We start from the raw sequence: 19,838 nt of genomic DNA, 5'->3' as shown, positions 1-19,838 counted from the left end.
TTATAGAAGGTGATAGAAAGTAAAATACATCATGGCAAAATTGAAGCCAGCATGTGAAAAGACAGCCCCGAAAATAGAATCGCACATCAGCTTACAACGAAAAAAGATCTGACTGACGAAAAACATACTTACAATCCATAGTAATGCCGGGACTGGCAGAAAGCTCCAGTTTCCGGCAATATAAATAATACCGAAATGCGCGAGGTGAGTAAAGGCAAAAGCCAGACTATCGAATACAGAAGCCTTGATTTCTCCAAATTTACTCACAAAACTCCCGTGAATAACTCCCCTGTAAAGAAATTCCTCGCCGATAGGGCTGAATATCATACTTGGGATGGCAGCTATAATGAAGTAAATCAATTTGTCGGAGGGCGGAATATCGGCAGGCATTGCTCCTGCCTTTGAAATATATACGAATGCATTTCCATCCGTTTTTTCGAATATAAGGAGAAATACACCAAATACAATGGCACAGGAAAGTACTCCTAAAACAAATGAATACAGCAAACGCAGATAATGGTTCGGACGCTTCATCCCCATATCTTTTCGCCCCTGCTTTGTAAGGAATATAAATGGTGTAAACCACATCAGCATAAAAATAATAAAGGCAGTGCTATATCCTCCTGATACATTCGCCTGAAGCACTAATATAAAACGGGGAATACCAAATAGTAAAATCAGGAAAAGACCAAATTTCCAATTATACCTGAAAAAGCGTAGCCATAGTTTACGTAATGATTCCATTTTTTAAAAGTATTATATTAATTCATATGTGCTTACCTGAATCGGAATGTGCAAGTTATGCAAGACCTTCTCGAGCAGGATACCTTCGCGCGAATCGTATTCATAGCCGAATGTAGCCCGTATACCCTGATAACAAAACTGAGTAGCCCTATCCAAAGCCATCGGCAGACTATCGCCCTGCATCATCGCTCCGGTGATAACGCTGGTGAATGTATCACCCACACCGGGATAATGCGCCGGCAAATATGGACAAGTCACTTTCCAGAAACGGCCGCCATTGCGGTTATAAGCATATACGGATGTCTGATGCGGGTCATCTGCCACAGGTACACTGGTAATGATAACTATGGAAGGGCCTTTATCGGAGAGAGCCAATAAGTATTGCTTCAATTTCTCGTCGGTATATTCTTTTTCGTAAGGTATATCCAGCAGATAAAAGAGTTCGGTCAGATTAGGTGTTACTATATCGGCCACGGTTATCAATCTCCTCATCTCCTCTACAATAGTGAGATCGAAACCTGCATATAACCTTCCATTGTCTCCCAGCACAGGATCGACAACAACTAGGTTATTCTCTTTGCGAAACTCCTGAATAAAATCTTTGACTATCTGCACCTGTTCGGGAGACCCCAGATATCCGGAATAGAATGTATCAAATCCTACATTCAGCGTCTTCCATTCGGCTATAATCTTACGCATCTCGTCTGTCAGATCGAGAAATGAAAAATGAGGATACTGTGTATGGCTGGAAAGAATTGCTGTAGGCAAGGGACTGACATGAAATCCCATAGATGTAAGTATAGGGATGACTACAGTGAGTGATACCCTCCCTATGCCCGAAAGGTCATGTATGGCGACTATTTCTTTTGTTTTACTGAAATACATAAATCATATGATTAACTCTGTTAGTAACATGATAAGGAAAGTACAAATATAACTCATTGAGTCGGGGAATTACTTCTTTATTTGTAAAAAGAATCATACCTTTGTTACAAACACATACAAGAAAACTTACAAGAATGAGAGTTACTAATATCCTTTTTTTAATGGCTGTTTTTATAACAAGCACCTTTTCATCATGTTCATTCTCCGACCCTGAAATAGCCTCCAGGCTAAAAAACAGAAAACAAACAATAGACAGTAATATAGCGAATGGCACATGCGCTTCTCACTCGGTGGCTGTACTGAATCAGAATCAGGATATAAATTGCTATTACCAGTTGTATCAAGATAAGTCTAAAAGCCTGATGAAAGTATCGGAAACCTATACGCGGAATAATACAAGCAGCGATACTACGTTTGTCTATTATTTTGATGAGAATGAATATACTTTTGCCTTTCAGGTAAAGGTTGCTATGGGTAGTGACAGTCTATTCAGTTCGGTTACAGCATTCTACAATAAGAATATGGAAATGGTAATGAAAGAATATGCCACTATCGACAATTGTGATATCTCTGTGGAAGGTAAAGATTCGATATTAATCGATCTTACCGCATATAGTATTCCCCCCGATGTAATTACTTTTGCCCAACAAAAAAAGATTATATTGCAAAATGACTGATTAATCTACGAAGTTTGATACAAAACAAAACCATGCGAACTTCACAGCTCACATGGCTTCACACTTCACAAACTACACAAAACTTGCGGTTCTTCCTTAACTATTAAAAAAAATCTAAACTAGTGCTATTAAATAATTTATAAAACTATTTTTATATTGGGCATTTAGACTCCATCAAAAAGATATACTCGTATAAATCAGTATATTTGTTCTATATAAAATGGACTCTATATTCAGACCGTTATTTCAACCTGTTATAAACATCGTTCATTTTACATAGGTAAAAGTAGTATAACCCGATGGGAAAAGTAGTTCTATTTGTGAGTATTTTAAGATTCGGTTGTTTCTTATTTAACAGATGAAACCATTATTCATTTCGAATCTTGGAATATTAAAAATTTGAAAGTGTTAATTTATCGTTTTTAGATAAACAAATCAAAATAAGTTTTGATAATCGGAAAAATAGAAAGATTTCAATTAGTACAATGTTAACGAATCCACGAGTATCGGTAATCAACATAACATACTAATAAACAACAAAATAATTTCGAAAATCAAATTATTCTCTCTAAAGTGAGAAAAAACAGAAGAAAAACAAGATAATTTCAGTTTCTTTTTAAGAGGATTTTCATAGTAAATCTAAGTAGGTATTTGTGTTTTTATCTTAAGTTAAAATACTCATAACCTGTGAATAAGAGTTATATTTATACACTTGTCAAAATCCTACACTATCATAGCGTTCTTTCTGTTCTTCACTCCCTCAACATATCCGGCAAAGAAAAACGGAATATTGTCTTCAGGGCCATTCTCGAAACGACCTTTCACTTTCTCATATGCAAGCAATGACATCTCAAATTCGGGCTGTCCGGTAACTAATACAGGCTGATCCAGTTTATCGTACCAATAATACTGGCCCCCGAAATTCTGACGGGCAACTTCAAATATATAAGCACCTATCTTTATTATCATTATTCGCTTCGTCTCATCATTACCCTGTTTATAAAACGGAGTATTCTCTTCCATTATCTCATCGAGTAACTGAAGGCTATCCACACTAAAATCGAGTTGAGCAACATTCTTAAATTGACCCACCAGAGCATTTGCATTTGCCTGCATATCCTCAGCAAACTGTCTGCGATCTTCATCTGTCACTTCTATCACTTGTTTTTTCTTTCTGAAGAAATCAAATAGTCCCATACTTATGTGTTGATTTGAAATTTAGAGATGCAAGTTACAAATTTTCGTTTAGTAATCAGGTGCACCCTTTCAATATTATACAAGTGAGTTAATCAATGTCCGCTGCTTTTTAAAGAACTGTACACGCTGCATTTCGCCACTCTCCGAAATAAGAGTTGACAACCTCTTAACCGACTGAACCCAGTTTTTGACCTTCTCGAAAGTCTTTATATCCAGTGATACTACAGCGCTAAGGGTAAAAAGTTTTATATGACTGAGATTAATATCCTCGGTATGTAGATAGCTGTATGTAGACTCAAAATTGATACCGGACAAATAAAACTGGATTTTATTCCCGGTTTCATACCTTCCTTTTGTTGCCAATGATTCCAGATCATTCACAAAACAATGTAAATCTTCTTTTATAGCCAACACATCTTCATGCGTAATAAAACGAATGTTAGCAAAATATTTAATTTCATTCACCAGATAGTGAAATATAAGATTATCCCACACATAATAAGTATGTGATATACACATAGATTCCTCCAGATAACGTTTTTGTATATCCTCCTGACGCTGCGATATTTTTATATCATCCAACGACTTCACATCTCCTACCCCATCCCACTGATACAGCCACTTAAACATATAAAACTTAGACAAAGACTTATATCTCAAGAAAAGTGCCTGAGGAAATGCATTGGCTGCCGAGCCTACTTCTGTATAAGGGTGGTTACGCGATGCATTTAAGACTCCTAAGAATTCCTCCATCTGCCCATAATCCTCTTCTGCCGGATTAACAAAATCAGTCAGCTTCAGTTGAAATGACCGGCTCTTTGGTGTATTCTCATTTACCACAATATCTAAGGATATACCTAAAACTTTGGATATCATAGCAGATTCTTCCATCGTAAATGGCACTTCTCCCCGCAAACGGCGATACACGGCTTCCTTGCCGATAAGCAAAATATCCATTAACAATTTTGCTATATTAGTACCCTGTGGAACCTTATTCTTAATTGCCTCGAGTAAATTGTCGTGTATTGTATTTTTTTTCATGATCTGGTGCAATTCCGTTTGTTGTCTTAAGATCTAAACATTTAAGTCCAGATTCGATTTAGTGTTAATCATGTATTTAAAAGTTTATGAATATAGCAACTGTTAACCACAGTGCAAAAAATAACTAATAAAATGTTCTTTTACCGAACCAATTTTAGAATAAAGTAACACTTTTATTCACTAAAGCATAACTGATATACTAGGATTTACCACTCAGTAAAAGGAACAAATGTTACAGGTTGCATACTCATTCGTAGCAACACCCCGTAATTCCAAAACTTGACAAAATTGACACTTTTTACACTTTTATTTCATCTGTCATTTTTTCAGTTTCTTATATCGCCTATCCTCTTCAAAGAAAGATGTATTTCTTTCAATGTATAGATAAAATAAAGCAACCATATTCTCTAATTCTTCATTTTTAATTGTTAAATCTTAATTATTTCCCCTATCTTTGTTTTTAACAAAACTATAACCCAAAAGGCGATGAAAAAATTCCTGTACTTCATATTTATTTGCAGTTTATGTGTGGGCTTTGCTGCTTGCGGTGGGGATGATGATAACCCAGAAAATTTTGTTTGGGGCGGGGATTGGAACGACCCCAATGACTCGCATTATGAAAAATATCAGGGAAAATATAATCCGATAGAGGGGGATTGGAAAAATATTGATGATGCATCAGATATCTTAAGATTTTCAAGTGATAGGATGATGTACAGCCTGACACTTAAACCAAATGGCAACTACGAAACTGCAATGCACTTAGGAAAATATGAGATAAATAATAAAGCATTTAGATATGGACCGGAAGGCTTCATGACTCAACTATATAAAATTGAAAATAACGTATTATCAATTAAATTAGTATTCAAAGAAGGGGATGAGCAAAAATGGAGAGGATATACAAGATTTAATAAATAAATTGTAAAAATAGAATAAAGGTAAAGGAGTATTTTTATACTCCTTTTTTCTTTTTTAATATATTACCCTTATAAGTTTCAATTTGCATTGTTTCTTCTCTAAAGGGTCATATCCATCTACTTCAGCGACATTATATAGGTCTCCGTTAAGCTTTACTAAGCATTTATCTATATTGGCATATTCAGATGGGGTAAGATGACAATTAGCTACAGTATAATTATTTTCATTATTTGTCATCAGAAGGAAATAGTTATGTGCAATAGATTCCGGTTCATCTTTATAGTTCAATATTAGTTTCTTCTCACCATCATACTTTTCCGATACAGTGGCCAGTGCTACACTGCCTTTACTTTCCAACGTATCGGTGACAAATGAACCTGATTGAAACCAAAAACGTTGAGCGAGGTTAGTATAATTCTTGTTTGCCATCTCATAATAATTATATCCCCTTTCCCATACTTCTTTGTTTGTGATAACGGGTAATAATAATATTGTTTTACTTTCTTCATTTTTTATTTCCTTAAACCAGTTATATGAAAAATTAGATATTTGATTTATTATTGTAGTTTCATAACTGCCGGTAGAATGTCTTCCACCACCGTTATCTCCTGCTGTAAGCACTTTTTCATCTGTAAGATAACCGAATTCATTTACTACATATTCCGTAATAGAATCATAATAACCTTCCTCACTGGTTTCTACCGTAAATCCGAGTTCGTAGGTATTGGGCAGTTTTAACGATTCATTTGCTCCTTGCCTAACATTAGCCCGCTTGTCTAGGTCTATTACATTTAGGGTATTTCGGACTATCTCATTTGGCTTCACGTTCAATTCAAAATTATTGTCTCCAGCATTTATCATTTTCAAGTTAAATGCTTTACAAAAGTTATCTACCCAGTCATTCACTTTTACATCAGCAGGCAGGTATTTCATCAGGTCTATTTCGTTTTCAGAAATAGTTGAATTGGCATTCCAATCCATTATTGACTTGCCCGGATCACTTGCACCTGATTCATCTATGGTAAGCCATTGCCAACTTTCCTGAAACGGAGTTACAGAAAGTGAAAAATCAATGTAATGGTTAGGCCATATAAAGACTGGTCGGCCATCGTAGCTACTTTTGTACGCATGTGATAAATCTACAATAGAGAGACTATCCCCTTCTTCAAGCCATATTATTTGTGATATCTTTCCTGTTGCCTTATCTGTAGTAAGATCAGAACTTGAAGGAAAATATTCCATTTTAGGATATGGTATATTATCTATATCTACCTTAAATCTTGAGACAGTTCCATTTGCATTTCTATATCCTGGGCTTTTAGCTGCTGAATAAAAACGATTTCTAGTTTCTTTTTCCCAGGATTCTCCCCCACTAATAGCCATTGAATTGGCGCGAATTCCATTAAGATTATAAGGATTATAATAATCGGCCATAGCATCTTTATCATATTTCCCCCACGAAAAACCACAGATAAATTTAGGATTTTGTTTTGGGTCGATAAAGTTTACGTTCTCTCCTTGAGGAAAAATAAAATCAGTAGAATTGCCTTTACCTCGTTCTTGCTCTATATTATCCTTATAAAATACATTATCAAATTTATCATATTTATAATCATCATCAGACATATAATTTCGTACAAGTTTTAATTCATATTTTCCATCAAATAAAGAACCACTATTTATACCTAACCAACTGTTAGTATCTCTGAAATATCCATTTCCCATAGTTAGTGTAGCATCAAATTCTACTTTATATAAGCCATTGCGTGGAATCTTGAATTTTACATTTGTTCTTTTAGAATTGCTATTTTCGGGTTTTATAACGTTTATATTACCTTCTTCGTCCATATATTCTAATATAGAGATATTGTAACAACCAAAAAGATTTACTTTTGCTGTGAATAGACTTTCATTTAATGGAAACTCACCATGAATGTCCCAATCTAGGTCACTTGCACTTGAAATATAATTGTTCCACTGCCCCTTTATACTCATTGGAGACACACTCCAAGGCATCTTATAATCTTCCTTATTTTTATAGCTTACATATAAATTCTTTAGTCGTTCATCATTCATAGCTGTTCCTGTCAGCTTGTAGTTTGCATTGGCGAATATACGTTTTAGCATTTGCAGACAGTTGACAGATGGCGGAATATCATCTTTGGTTAGTTTTACATTTTTATCAAACTGAAGCCTGTCTGGAGACTTATCAATATTTTCATCTCTGGGAAATAAGCCATATAACACAAGAGGAAATATGCAAGGCGCTCCCTCCTTAAATAGATTTTCATCATACTGCCCTGTATTATAATTGGTGATATCCTCTGTTCCTTTAAATGGTATCAGCCACTTCCCCGCCTGATTCATCTTCATCTCCCCGAAAATATCCTTCACCGTCTTCGCTGCCGGAATACCCAGATTACCCTTATAATAATCCTTTCCTATCTCACTGACCTTAAACTTTCCGTCGAAAATCTTTATCCCATTCACCAGCAACTGTGCATTGTACAATTGCGAGAATTTGCCTTTCACCTCCTCTGTGTTCGTATAACCGAAGATGGCGTTGTTGGTTGCTGTGGCGGGTAGGCTGATGTCGTATGAGCGTTGTGCGTCTTTTGTGCTCAGTTCCGCCGGATTCAGTAATTGACGCTTGAGATAAACCGAGAAATTCTCCGGATCTTCTATCTCACATAATTGATTGTTGATGTAAAGTTCTAAACTTGCCATAATGTTTTATTTAATGTGCTAATAAATTAATGAGCCAATGTGCCAATTCTTTAATATGTCGACTATTTAATATGCCAATGGAATAATTTGAAAATCATCTTATTTGTGAATTCTATTGGCACATCGGCACATTATCACATTGGCACATTAAAACTATTTCCCCCTTATCACCGAATAACTCAATTCCCCACCCTTCTCCCATAGCTTATTCAGGCATACATAACGCTGAGCATCGATAGAATGGTTATACTTGTCTATAGGTGTATTCGTCACATTGCCGAATTCGTCTGTTTTCCAGCAATAGTTGCGGTATTCGTTAATGATATTCGCACTTCGGGCAGATACATGCTTCCTGTACCTGTTCAGGACGGAAATACCCGAATTGATACTGTCTTTCCCCTTTTGTGCTGCTTCCACTTTCCAGCCTTTCGCACTTATCTCCTTGATGCTTTTAGGCTCGGCACTATCGGCAATAACGGGTGTATCGCGGGGGATACCCGATACGCGCATAGATTCGGCAATCATCAGGTTATCGTAGCCTTTGGCATACAATAGTTCATCTATCCAGAGCTCTCCGTTCGCAAGGCGTATATCCACTATCGCCGTAGGATCATTGGTGAAACCGAAATCAATACCCAGCCAACGCTTTTTATACACTTCGGGCATAGCCTGCACAATGTCCCAGTTGCGGACAATCACGCCCTGTCTCGTACCCGTCAACCCTTCACCGTAGACCTGCCACCAGTCTTCGTCGCCGCGGTTCGATTCTATTTCCCTGACCTGAGCACCCGACAGGAACTCGTTGTCGCGGTAAGTAGAATGTATCAGCTTGGCTTCGGGCATGACCAACACTTTTTCATCGAGCCAGAACTCGAAACAAGGATTGCAGTCGAGAATTATATATTCAGTCGTACGAATTGCCAGTTGGCGGTATACCTCATAGTCAATATTGATACACTCGTTGATGTAAAGGATATTGCGAGAAGGACCATGTACCTTTCCGGGATTATCAGCAGAAAAAAATTCGATTATCGAATTATTCACACGGTAAATTTTATCAGTAGCATTCCAGTTTTTCTGTTCCCACATACCTTCCCGCTGAAGCATATCCATAAAATCACGGATACATCCTCTTTTCAGATGAGGCATAGATTCGGAAACCACCGAGATAACCCTCGGCACTTCGGAATGCGAAGCTATCGCATGTAGCAATTGCAGGATACTGTAAGTCTTCGACGAGCGGGTAGAGCCTTTGTTTACGATATAGCGGTTCCTTTCATTTATTCCCTGAAGGTTACGCTTAAATACGGAAGTCGTTTTCATACGGGTAATTTTATTTTTAATGAATGTATGGAAACTCGCATGGCAAAATTATCATGTACTTTGGTGAATTGTGATTCATGCTCGTTTTCATATAAGCAAAATTGGTTTTTACTTATAGATAAAGTTTTTGGAATTTAATAACGGTATATGACAAAATAGTTCCATTTATCGCTATTCACTGTACTAAAAAATATGGAATGGCATAAAATTCAATAAATTATCTATAAAATTCAATTAGCTTTATTTGAATTATTGAAAATTGTTCTTAACTTTAGCGTTAGAAGAAATGCGCATGTCCAGAATGCCGATTAACCGGTAGTGGATAAATTCTTAAATTTGTATTAAAAGGCCCTGTGACGGATTGTTGTCCGGAATATTACTCACTACTCTATTTCAATATAGAGCTTTTTCGATTTCTTTTTTAACCATTTAAAAATTATAGCTATGACGGATAATGCTATTGGAGCAAACGCCGGCAACATCTGGCGTCTCCTGTCCACAAAAGGTAGTCTTTCTGTAAGACAAATCGGAGATTATACTCATTACAAAGATTCGTTGATACTCCTTGCTATCGGATGGCTATCCAGGGAAAACAAGGTTCACATCAGTGACAGAAACGGATCTATATATATTGAACTTAGTGCTGTATATCCTGAAAATTATTATTAATAGTACGTTGTACCCTGTCGATAAATAACAAAAGAGGAGTGCTTTTACAAAAGCACTCCTCTTTCCTCTTTATCATAGAGGCATATATTCATTACTTTTTCGCCGCCCTTGCCCTGATATTCGGATTCACAAGGATATAACAGGCCTTTACATTTAAGGTCACCAAATTGTAAGTTGTACCGCAGGTAGTATCCGAGGTCATTCGCCTATAATAATACGTCCCCGATCTTATCTGAACAGTAGGCACATAAGAAGAACTCGTCGCCCCCGCGATATTAGACCACGATGTACCGTTGGTACTTGACTGCCATTGGTAAGTATAAAAACCATCCCCACCTGTCACATCTGCCGTTAAGGTTGTTTGCTCACGTACACATACCTCTACCGTCTGGTTTTCTGTATTCGGAGTCGGCACCAAAGGAGGCGTTACTGTAACATATACACTATCAAGTTTTGCTGTACCACAAAACTCCGGTGTAACCGATACTTTGTACCAGCCCGTCATAGTAGTCTGTACATTACTTATAGTCGGATTTTGTACATCGGATGTAAACCCGGCGGGTCCTGTCCAAAAATAATCAGTATTTCCCAGAGTTATACATTTGAGTTGTATTGTACCACCAGTACAAACAGGGTTAGTACTCGCATATACTATTTTTGCCGTTTCAAGATTAGATATAGTTATCTCCTGCTTAAATGCATTTCCACACTGGTCGCTGATACGAACAGTATAAGTTTCATCTGCAAGTCCATAGGTGAAATGAGCAATACCGCTGGTCGTAATATCTGTGACACCCGGTATTTTCACTGTATTATCTGCATTCCACAACTGATATGTATATGGTGCAACTCCGTTCATAGCTTTTACCGAAATATTACCGGTTGTACCTCCTACACAGACATATGCTGAAGTGGCATTAGGATCGAGGTCTAAAGGAGGAGCTGTATATACAATTGTAGTACTGCCAATGACACAAGCCGTAGAACTATTGTCTGTCAATATACCTAACACATACGTTCCCGGTCCGGAGAAAGTAAAAGATCCTCCCGGGGCAATTACAGTCTTATCATATCCGGTAGGACCACTGGTCAAGCGGTAATACGTAGTGGTTGGATTGCCTTTATATGTTATACTACCGGTCGGAGTTATCTTCATTCCGGAACAAGTCAATTGCTCATTATAACCAAGATCTTTGTAGCTATATATACCCGGGTTATTGAGGGTCGCAATAACAGGATTTCCACAACCGTGATTAGCTGTAAGGGTATAAACACCCGGAGGTAAATTAGTTGTACCCATATAATAAGAGGAAGAAGTTGATGTTGTTGTTACCGTTTGGGAAACATATCCTGCAGGTCCCGTTACAGTCAAAGTTGTTCCTATCGGCCAACTCGCATTTGCCGATATATATAGGCCGCCTCTATCAACGGAACATTTATCGTCATACGAGCTAGATGTGGTCAAGGTATAGGTTGTCGGTAATGTGGATGCTACATTACGGGTTGTAGTATAAGTGAAACCATCGGCATATACTGCGGTGAATGTATACGTCTTGCCATATTCCAAAGGACAGGAATAAGTAGTTGTAGTATTGGTCAGAGTCTGCGTACACACTACTGCATTATTAGGGTCGGTAATAGTCACCTCGACTGGTATACATTTATGGGTTCCGCTTGGCAAATAATAAGCCAACTGATAATTGTCGCAATTAAGCCTATTGGTGGTAAATGTAATATTTCGGGTTAAAGCAGAAATGGAACTAGTAACTACGGTACCATTCTGGTCTGTACATGTTACAGTATACTGAGTATCGTATTCCAAAGTCATTATGTCATTAGAGTTGACATTATATAACCAGTTGGGATTACTATAAACTACGTCTCCCCCTGTTGTTTTTTTCACTACAAAATTTAATGGATAACAAAACAAGCCATCATAATCAGTCCATGCTCTCACGGTATATGTATAATTATCGCAATTGCGATCACGCATAGTAGAAGTAAAATAGGTTGGTTTTTTTATATTAGTAGTAAAACTCTTGATAACGTCATCACAACCTTTCAAACGTATATAAATTGCAAGACTGTTTGATGCATAAAAATTAGCTATAGTATTAGGAGATATATTTAATAATGTTCCTCCGGCATTGGTACTGTTCCAGTTCGTCCAGGAAGTTGGTGTCTGTCCGGCAGGAGCAGCACCTATTTCATACATCGCATCGTTGTAATATCTTTTATAGTCCGGGTTGGTAGAAACTTCAGTTGAAGATGCAGTCCATTTTACATAACCACATGAACCTTGAGTATTATCTAGATCCGGACGAAAAGAAGTCTGAGTTTGGTTGGTAAAAGCAGGAAATCCGGAAATAGCTCCCAGCGTAAAATCCCTAACCGATGTATAACATCCGTCACTTACCTGTACGGTATAATCCCCTGCTGGATAGTTTTGATTAGGAAAAGTGTAAACATTTCCACTCTTTGTCGGGGTAACGACCAAAGGCGTTGTTACACCTGCCGGCGCAGAGGTAACAGTAAATGTAAAAGTCCCGCTACCATTAGTAACATTCAGGGCTATAATACCGGTATTACATTCCTGATATGATTTTCGGGAAACATCAGAGTTCAGTGATACTTCCGGCACCTTATAAGTACCTCCGACAACCAGATTGGAAATACTCTTAACGGTACTGTATTCGCTGTCTACTGTACAGAAAGCCCGTACTGTCAATTCATATGTGCCAGGAGGTATATTCCTTAATACATTGTCACTTTGGGGATTGATAGAGAATCCCCCTTCGGAACTTAGTCCGTATTGTACATTAAATATATTGGTAAGATCTCCTCCTAATGTCACCGTAATTTCTCCATTGGACAGACATGTGGAATTCTTGATCTGGGTGCTTACTGTGAAATTAGTATTGCAAGTCTGTGCTCCGGTTTGCAGAGATAAGAGTAAACTTATACACAAACAGGAGAATATATAAATAGTTTGTTTCGTCATAATGTGTCTTTATAAGGTTCGTCTCTAACTAAAATAATAGTGAATGTACCCTCCAGTGTGAAATTATACCGACTATTACCATATATTTCAGGGAAAATAAATGTGGCAGTATTACCTTCTATAGTCAAAGTGTACTGGGGAGACAAAGAATATGACATCGAGAATATATCTTCTTCGGGCTTCCCATTCACATCTCCGTCAGATTCTTTGGCTGGCAATAGCAATCTGCCCTCATCTATTACATTATATTCTTTAAGATTGTTCCATAAAGTGCAAGCAGTCAATTGTCCCGATTGTATATATGCCGACAAAAATACAGGCTGAACAGGGTATGATAATCCATTCATATCCCTCAGGGAAACAGTATCATTAAAAGCACGGGTAAACACCTCTGCTTTTGTTTCATGGTTGCGAACACTTATTGCGGCACTACGGAAAGAATAGCTTCCGTTTGTTTCCTGCTTAGCATTCTTAGCCACAGTGGTTTGTGTATATGCAGAAATTGTACACAAACAAAATATTGCGATATAAAATATTCTCATAATTACTAATCTTTATTATTACAAACAGTTGTCATTTAACTTTAAAAACAATGTTCATAAACGTTTTTTCGGAATAAGTAAATTGTGTGAACAATTTATATTTCAAAACTCCGACATTGCTCAATGTAACATTTTGAAAAACCGTATTATCATAATAGGTAATGAAGTATTCCAAAGCATCGCTCGTCAATACAGGCAAAGTAGTTGCTCCTACGCCTTTGACAGAGGATGTCGACTTTGTCAGTCCAAACTGCTCTATATAAAGTTCATGCAAATTAACAGTGAATTCCTGTGTTCCTGAGTTATAAGAGGGATCTGCCGTATCTGTAGGCAGGACAATCGAAGGCATATAAAAAAACTTAGGTGTCACGGATGATACTTCCGGAAAGAGTTTTACCCATTTATTTCCGTCATTATAATAATGGCCGGGGGTCACATCGCCAGCTGTAGCAGTATTATAAACAGTCATACCAGCCACATGAGCAGATAATGGGCTAGCCAATGCTGTTGAGGACAGCGATACACGAGGCAATAAAAGTCCCTTACTGGATGTTCCTGTGCTGGTTTCTGTAAGATCCAATAAAGCGTCTGCATTAGGTATTTCTCCCGAACCAATTGTAACCTGAGCTTGTGTAATTTGGCAAAAACATATTACTAGACACAGTAATAGCAGTCTGTTTAAAGTTGTACCTTTCTTCATAAAAATAGTTATTTGTTTCATTTTGTGTTATGTTTACGATATAGTATCTAATGTATCTCTTATAAATATTTATTTGTAAAAAAACCCGGTGCAGTAAGAATATCAAGTGGTAAAGACCTTGCACCAGCTACTTTCACAAGCAACGTGGAATGCAGCGAAGACAATATATTTAAAGACATAGACCATTGATAGTAAATGCTATAAAATGCATCTACAAAAAATCTCTTTCCACACCGGATTAATTGATATATTTTTGAAAAATAAAAACTTGTCATTAAAAGTAGGACGGATTTGTAAATATAAATTTTGTTGGTTATATTGAGACGGGATAAATGCGCATAAGAAGACGTATAATACCTGCCAGATTGTAATAATTGGTAAGTAATATAAAATGAATTGAGGAAGTTTAAAGATATGCGTGTTTCATCTCTCTCTCTCTCTCTCTCTCTCTCTCTCTCTCTCTCTCTCTCTCTCTCTCTCTCTCTCTCTCTCTCTCTCTAATAAAATAGGTGTAACTCCCAAATTATTAGAAGAAAAAATACTAAATAAACTGAGTTTATTTATAAAGCTAATGTGTGCTAAATGAAGTTTGAACATACCCAAAGGGTCGTAAAATGAATTTGTCTATTTATCTTATTTATCTCTTAGCAAAGATATGTGCTCTATAGCAAAACTAATGTATACATTTGTGTCATAAGCAAAATATTATTGGCAGCACTAATATCACAAAGCCCAATGGTATATACAAAATATGACACACTTTTTACCAATCATAAAAAAAAGACAACGATAAATATCCAACACTGCATAAATAAAACTTTTTATGACATTCTCATACAGGCTAAAGTATTTAAATCAGGACAAGATCATATTTTTCCCAAAGCAATCTATTAGTATCACATTTCTTTGATTATTCTATAATAAAGTTCACTACATACTCGTTTAACTTTCTCATTTATTGCATCCTGAAACGAAGCCAATCTAATCTAGCATTGACACTTTAACACCTCTTTTAACCAATTACACCAATTTATACATTGCTCGTTAGATTTTTTAGCCTTTAAAACTTTACTAACCAAACAAAATACTTTACTTTTGTACTGCATTTTTAAAAAGTATAACTATTTGAATGTAAGCACATATAAATATTATTTATACGAACATAGATAAGCAACATATAATCAACTAAGAATCAACACGATTACAATAAAACCTATATACATTTAAACAATAAAAATTAATCATGGCTAATCAAAAAGAAAAGCTTTTCTCAGACTTTCCACCGGTATCTACCGAAGAGTGGATGGCTAAGATTACGGCTGACCTGAAAGGGGCCGACTTTGAGAAAAAACTTGTTTGGAGAACAAATGAAGGGTTCAACGTAAACCCGTTCTACAGAAGTGAGAATACAGTAGGCTTGGAAACAACCGATTCTCTTCCGGGTGAGTTTCCATATGTACGTGGTACCAAGAAAGACAATGACTGGTATACACGTCAGGATATCTGCGTTAATGATTTCAAGGCTGCCAATGCAAAAGCTCTTGACGTATTAAACAAAGGTATTACATCACTAGGCTTCTCTATCGATGGGGATGATGTAAGTGCTGAAAACATCAAGACTCTTTTGAAAGACATCTTACCCGAAGCTGTAGAACTTAATTTCAGTACATGTTATCGTAAATCGCTCGAATTGACTAAAATTCTTGTAGAATACTACAAAGAATCGGGCGCAGATCTACTGAAATGTTTTGGTTCGGTAAATTACGATCCATTCAAACCACTTTTGAAAAAAGGTCGTGATGCTGAAGGATGGGTCGAAAAAGCTGCTGAAATAGTAAAAGTTGCTGCCTCACTCCCTCGTTTCCGTGTATTAGCCGTAAATGCACATGCTACAAATGATGGTGGTGCATACATCTATCAGGAACTCGGATATGCATTGGCTAATGGTAACCAAATCTTAAGCGCTCTTGTTGAGGCTGGCTTGGATGCTACATTAGTAGCGAAGAAGATTAAATTCAACTTCGGTATCGGAGGAAACTATTTCATGGAAATAGCAAAATTCCGTGCTGCACGCTGGTTGTGGGCAGAAATAGTTGATGCTTACAAACCTATATGCAACCATGACTGCCCTAACAAAGCGGAAGATGGTACTTGTCGCTGTGCTGCAAAAATATATGCACATGCACAAACATCTACTTTCAACAAGACAGTATATGATGCGCATGTAAACCTGCTTCGTACGCAAACAGAAGCTATGTCTGCGACTATTGCAGGGGTTAATTCACTCACAGTACGTCCATTCGATGAAACATATAAAACATCGGATGATTTCTCTGAAAGAATTGCCCGCAATCAACAGTTATTATTGAAAGAAGAATGCCACTTTGATAAAATCACTGATCCGTCTTCAGGTTCATATTATATAGAAAACCTTACTAAGTCTATCGCAGAACAGGCTTGGAAACTATTCCTTGAAACAGACGAAAAAGGATTCTATGAAGCATTGAAGGCCGGAACAGTACAAACTGCGGTGAAAGCATCAGCCGATGCTCGCTTCAAAGGTTTGGCTACCCGTCGTGAGATACTATTGGGAACCAACCAGTTCCCTAATTTCACAGAAAAAGCAGAGAGCAAAATTGTGGAAAAAGAAAGCCACGACTGCGGTTGCTCTAAAGACGCTCCATATCTGGCATTGCCTACCGATCGTCTGGCAACTGCTTTTGAAAGTATGCGTTTAGCTACCGAAAAACATGGCGCACCTACTGTGTTTATGCTTACTATCGGTAATCTGGGTATGCGCCTTGCACGTGCTCAGTTCTCCAGTAACTTCTTCGCTTGTGCCGGTTACAAGGTAATTGACAACTTAGGTTTCGAAACTGTTGAAGCCGGAGTAAAAGCCGCTCGCGAAAAGAAAGCCGACATTATCGTACTTTGTTCCAGTGATGACGAATATGCAACACTTGCACCTGAAGCTCATAAGCTAATTGCAGGTAAAGAGCATTTCGTAGTAGCAGGAGCTCCTGCTTGCATGGATGAACTGAAAGCTCAGGGAATAGAACACTTCGTTAACGTGAAGAGCAACGTCCTTGAAACACTAAGAATGTTCAATGCTAAACTGGGAATCAATTAAGTAAGTAGCTAAAATTAAAAAAAATGAAACCAAATTTTAAAGATATAAACATTAACAAAGCAGGTTTTGCAGCTACAGATGCTACAAAATGGGCTGCAGATAATGGTATAGAAGCTAACTGGATGACTCCTGAGTTAATCCCGGTTAAGCCTGTTTATACAAAAGAAGACCTTGAAGGCATGGAGCATCTCAACTATGCTTCGGGACTTCCTCCATTCCTACGTGGACCATACTCCGGTATGTACGCTATGCGTCCCTGGACAATCCGTCAGTACGCAGGATTCTCTACTGCTGCCGAATCGAATGCATTTTACCGTCGTAACCTTGCATCAGGCCAGAAAGGTCTGTCCGTAGCATTTGACCTTGCTACTCACCGTGGATACGATGCCGACCACCCTCGTGTAGTTGGTGACGTGGGTAAAGCCGGTGTATCTATCTGTTCGGTAGAAGATATGAAAGTACTGTTCGATGGTATTCCATTGAACCAGATGTCCGTTTCGATGACAATGAACGGTGCCGTGCTTCCTGTACTTGCATTCTATATCAATGCAGGTCTTGAACAAGGCGCTAAACTGGAAGAAATGGCCGGAACAATCCAGAATGATATCCTAAAAGAATTTATGGTGCGTAATACATATATCTATCCACCTGAATTCTCAATGAAAATCATTGCTGATATCTTCGAATATACATCACAGAAGATGCCTAAGTTCAACTCAATCTCAATCTCGGGTTACCACATGCAGGAAGCCGGGGCAACAGCAGATATCGAGTTGGCTTATACACTGGCCGACGGTATGGAATACCTGAAAGCAGGTATCGAAGCAGGTATCGATGTAGACGCATTTGCTCCACGTTTATCATTCTTCTGGGCTATCGGAATGAATCACTTCATGGAAATAGCTAAGATGCGTGCCGGACGTCTGTTGTGGGCAAAAATAGTGAAGAGCTTCGGTGCTAAGAACCCGAAATCACTTGCACTTCGTACCCACTCCCAAACATCGGGATGGTCGCTGACAGAACAAGACCCTTTCAACAACGTAGGCCGTACATGTATCGAGGCTATGGCTTCTGCTCTTGGTCACACTCAGTCATTACATACCAATGCGCTGGATGAAGCCATTGCATTACCAACTGACTTCTCTGCACGTATCGCGCGTAATACTCAGATATATATTCAGGAAGAAACATATATCACTAAGGAAATCGACCCTTGGGCTGGTTCTTATTATGTGGAAACACTTACTAACGAACTTGTACACAAAGCTTGGGATCTGATTCAGGAAGTACAAAAACTTGGAGGTATGGCTAAAGCTATCGAAACAGGCCTTCCTAAAATGCGTATCGAAGAAGCTGCAGCCCGTACTCAGGCAAGAATCGACTCAGGTAGCCAGACTATCATCGGTATCAATAAATACCGTTTGGAGAAAGAAGACCCAATCGATATTCTTGATGTGGACAATACAGAGGTTCGCCGTCAGCAAATCGAGCGTTTGAACGATCTGAAAGCGAAACGAGACAATGAAGCGGTTAAGAAAGCTCTTGCTGCAATCACTGAATGTGTAAAAACAAAGAAAGGCAACCTATTGGAACTTGCAGTTGAAGCTGCTCGTCTTCGTGCAACATTGGGAGAAATATCCGATGCTTGTGAAGAAGTGGTAGGCCGCTATAAAGCAATAATCAGAACAATTTCAGGCGTGTATTCATCAGAAAGTAAAAAAGACCCTACTTTCCACGAAGCTCAGAAGCTTGTGGAAGAGTTTTCTAAGAAAGAAGGTCGTCAACCTCGTATTATGGTTGCCAAGATGGGACAGGACGGACACGACCGTGGTGCTAAAGTTGTAGCAACAGGTTATGCCGACTGTGGATTCGATGTGGATATGGGGCCATTGTTCCAGACTCCGGAAGAAGCTGCCCGTCAGGCTGTGGAAAACGACGTGAACGTACTTGGAGTTTCTTCTCTTGCTGCCGGTCACAAAACACTTGTGCCTCAGGTTATAGCTGAGTTGAAAAAACTTGGCCGTGAGGATATCATCGTCATTGCAGGTGGTGTAATACCAGCTCAAGATTATGACTTTTTATACAAATCGGGTGTTGCTGCCATCTTTGGCCCTGGTACTTCGGTAACTAAGGCTGCTGTGCAGATAATGGAGATATTGCTGGCTGAGTAATTCCAGTCGGAAAAGATAGTATCAAAAACTCCTGCTCATATTTGAGCGGGAGTTTTTTGTTTATAACTTTTTGTATTAGAACTGATAATAAGAAAAAGAAAGAGGTATTT

Annotated in this window: 14 protein-coding genes; 5 read left to right on the top strand and 9 right to left on the bottom strand. The window is 38.0% G+C overall.

Annotation, left to right across the window (positions count from 1 at the left end):
* Positions 1 to 744, bottom strand: a complete 744-nt coding sequence (locus QZL88_RS18725) for a CPBP family intramembrane glutamic endopeptidase (RefSeq protein WP_296943873.1) — start codon at positions 742 to 744, stop codon at positions 1 to 3.
* Positions 745 to 756: 12 nt separating this feature from the next.
* Positions 757 to 1,629: a pyridoxamine kinase gene (locus QZL88_RS18720; RefSeq protein ID WP_296943871.1), complete on the bottom strand. Its 873-nt coding sequence runs from the start codon at positions 1,627 to 1,629 to the stop codon at positions 757 to 759.
* Between the two features lie 161 nt (positions 1,630 to 1,790).
* Between QZL88_RS18720 and QZL88_RS18715 the strand changes: the two genes are divergently transcribed.
* Entirely contained in the window at positions 1,791 to 2,306 is a 516-nt protein-coding gene (locus tag QZL88_RS18715) for a hypothetical protein (RefSeq protein WP_296943869.1), read from the top strand.
* Positions 2,307 to 3,029: 723 nt separating this feature from the next.
* Here the strand turns inward: QZL88_RS18715 and QZL88_RS18710 are convergent.
* Positions 3,030 to 3,503 carry a hypothetical protein gene (locus QZL88_RS18710; RefSeq protein ID WP_296943866.1) on the bottom strand — a complete coding sequence of 158 codons (474 nt, stop codon included), beginning with the start codon at positions 3,501 to 3,503 and terminating at the stop codon, positions 3,030 to 3,032.
* 75 nt (positions 3,504 to 3,578) lie between these two features.
* A complete protein-coding gene (locus tag QZL88_RS18705; RefSeq protein ID WP_296943863.1) occupies positions 3,579 to 4,544 on the bottom strand; it encodes a hypothetical protein in 966 nt (321 codons plus the stop codon).
* Positions 4,545 to 5,030: 486 nt separating this feature from the next.
* On the opposite strand from QZL88_RS18705, the gene QZL88_RS18700 reads away from it, so the two are divergent.
* Positions 5,031 to 5,465 (top strand): hypothetical protein, encoded by a 435-nt coding sequence (locus tag QZL88_RS18700; RefSeq protein ID WP_296943860.1) that lies wholly within the window; start codon positions 5,031 to 5,033, stop codon positions 5,463 to 5,465.
* A gap of 54 nt (positions 5,466 to 5,519) precedes the next feature.
* Here QZL88_RS18700 and QZL88_RS18695 read toward each other — a convergent pair whose 3' ends face one another.
* Positions 5,520 to 8,192: a hypothetical protein gene (locus tag QZL88_RS18695; protein WP_296943858.1), complete on the bottom strand. Its 2,673-nt coding sequence runs from the start codon at positions 8,190 to 8,192 to the stop codon at positions 5,520 to 5,522.
* Between the two features lie 153 nt (positions 8,193 to 8,345).
* A complete protein-coding gene (locus tag QZL88_RS18690; protein ID WP_296943856.1) occupies positions 8,346 to 9,515 on the bottom strand; it encodes a terminase large subunit in 1,170 nt (389 codons plus the stop codon).
* A gap of 444 nt (positions 9,516 to 9,959) precedes the next feature.
* On the opposite strand from QZL88_RS18690, the gene QZL88_RS18685 reads away from it, so the two are divergent.
* Positions 9,960 to 10,184, top strand: coding sequence for a winged helix-turn-helix domain-containing protein (locus tag QZL88_RS18685; RefSeq protein WP_296943854.1), 225 nt, complete (start codon positions 9,960 to 9,962; stop codon positions 10,182 to 10,184).
* A 91-nt stretch (positions 10,185 to 10,275) separates the two neighbouring features.
* Here the strand turns inward: QZL88_RS18685 and QZL88_RS18680 are convergent, their stop codons facing one another.
* The 3 genes from QZL88_RS18680 to QZL88_RS18670 are packed head-to-tail and all read right to left on the bottom strand — an operon-like array spanning position 10,276 to position 14,448.
* Positions 10,276 to 13,185 carry a hypothetical protein gene (locus QZL88_RS18680; protein WP_296943853.1) on the bottom strand — a complete coding sequence of 970 codons (2,910 nt, stop codon included), beginning with the start codon at positions 13,183 to 13,185 and terminating at the stop codon, positions 10,276 to 10,278.
* Complete coding sequence (locus QZL88_RS18675; RefSeq protein WP_296943850.1) at positions 13,182 to 13,727, bottom strand: hypothetical protein; 546 nt, start codon at positions 13,725 to 13,727, stop codon at positions 13,182 to 13,184. The genes QZL88_RS18680 and QZL88_RS18675 overlap by 4 nt, the downstream gene beginning before the upstream one ends.
* Before the next feature lie 31 nt (positions 13,728 to 13,758).
* Positions 13,759 to 14,448 carry a hypothetical protein gene (locus tag QZL88_RS18670; RefSeq protein ID WP_296943848.1) on the bottom strand — a complete coding sequence of 230 codons (690 nt, stop codon included), beginning with the start codon at positions 14,446 to 14,448 and terminating at the stop codon, positions 13,759 to 13,761.
* 1,222 nt (positions 14,449 to 15,670) lie between these two features.
* On the opposite strand from QZL88_RS18670, the gene mutA reads away from it, so the two are divergent.
* Both mutA and scpA read left to right on the top strand, forming a co-directional pair.
* Complete coding sequence (mutA, locus tag QZL88_RS18665; RefSeq protein WP_296943845.1) at positions 15,671 to 17,557, top strand: methylmalonyl-CoA mutase small subunit; 1,887 nt, start codon at positions 15,671 to 15,673, stop codon at positions 17,555 to 17,557.
* Between the two features lie 23 nt (positions 17,558 to 17,580).
* Positions 17,581 to 19,728: a methylmalonyl-CoA mutase gene (gene scpA / locus QZL88_RS18660; RefSeq protein WP_296943841.1), complete on the top strand. Its 2,148-nt coding sequence runs from the start codon at positions 17,581 to 17,583 to the stop codon at positions 19,726 to 19,728.
* Positions 19,729 to 19,838: the final 110 nt, after the last annotated feature.

The sequence above is a fragment of the uncultured Dysgonomonas sp. genome (assembly GCF_900079725.1).
In the GTDB taxonomy this organism is placed as follows: Bacteria; Bacteroidota; Bacteroidia; order Bacteroidales; family Dysgonomonadaceae; genus Dysgonomonas.
This window is presented reverse-complemented; position numbering and strand designations above follow the sequence as displayed.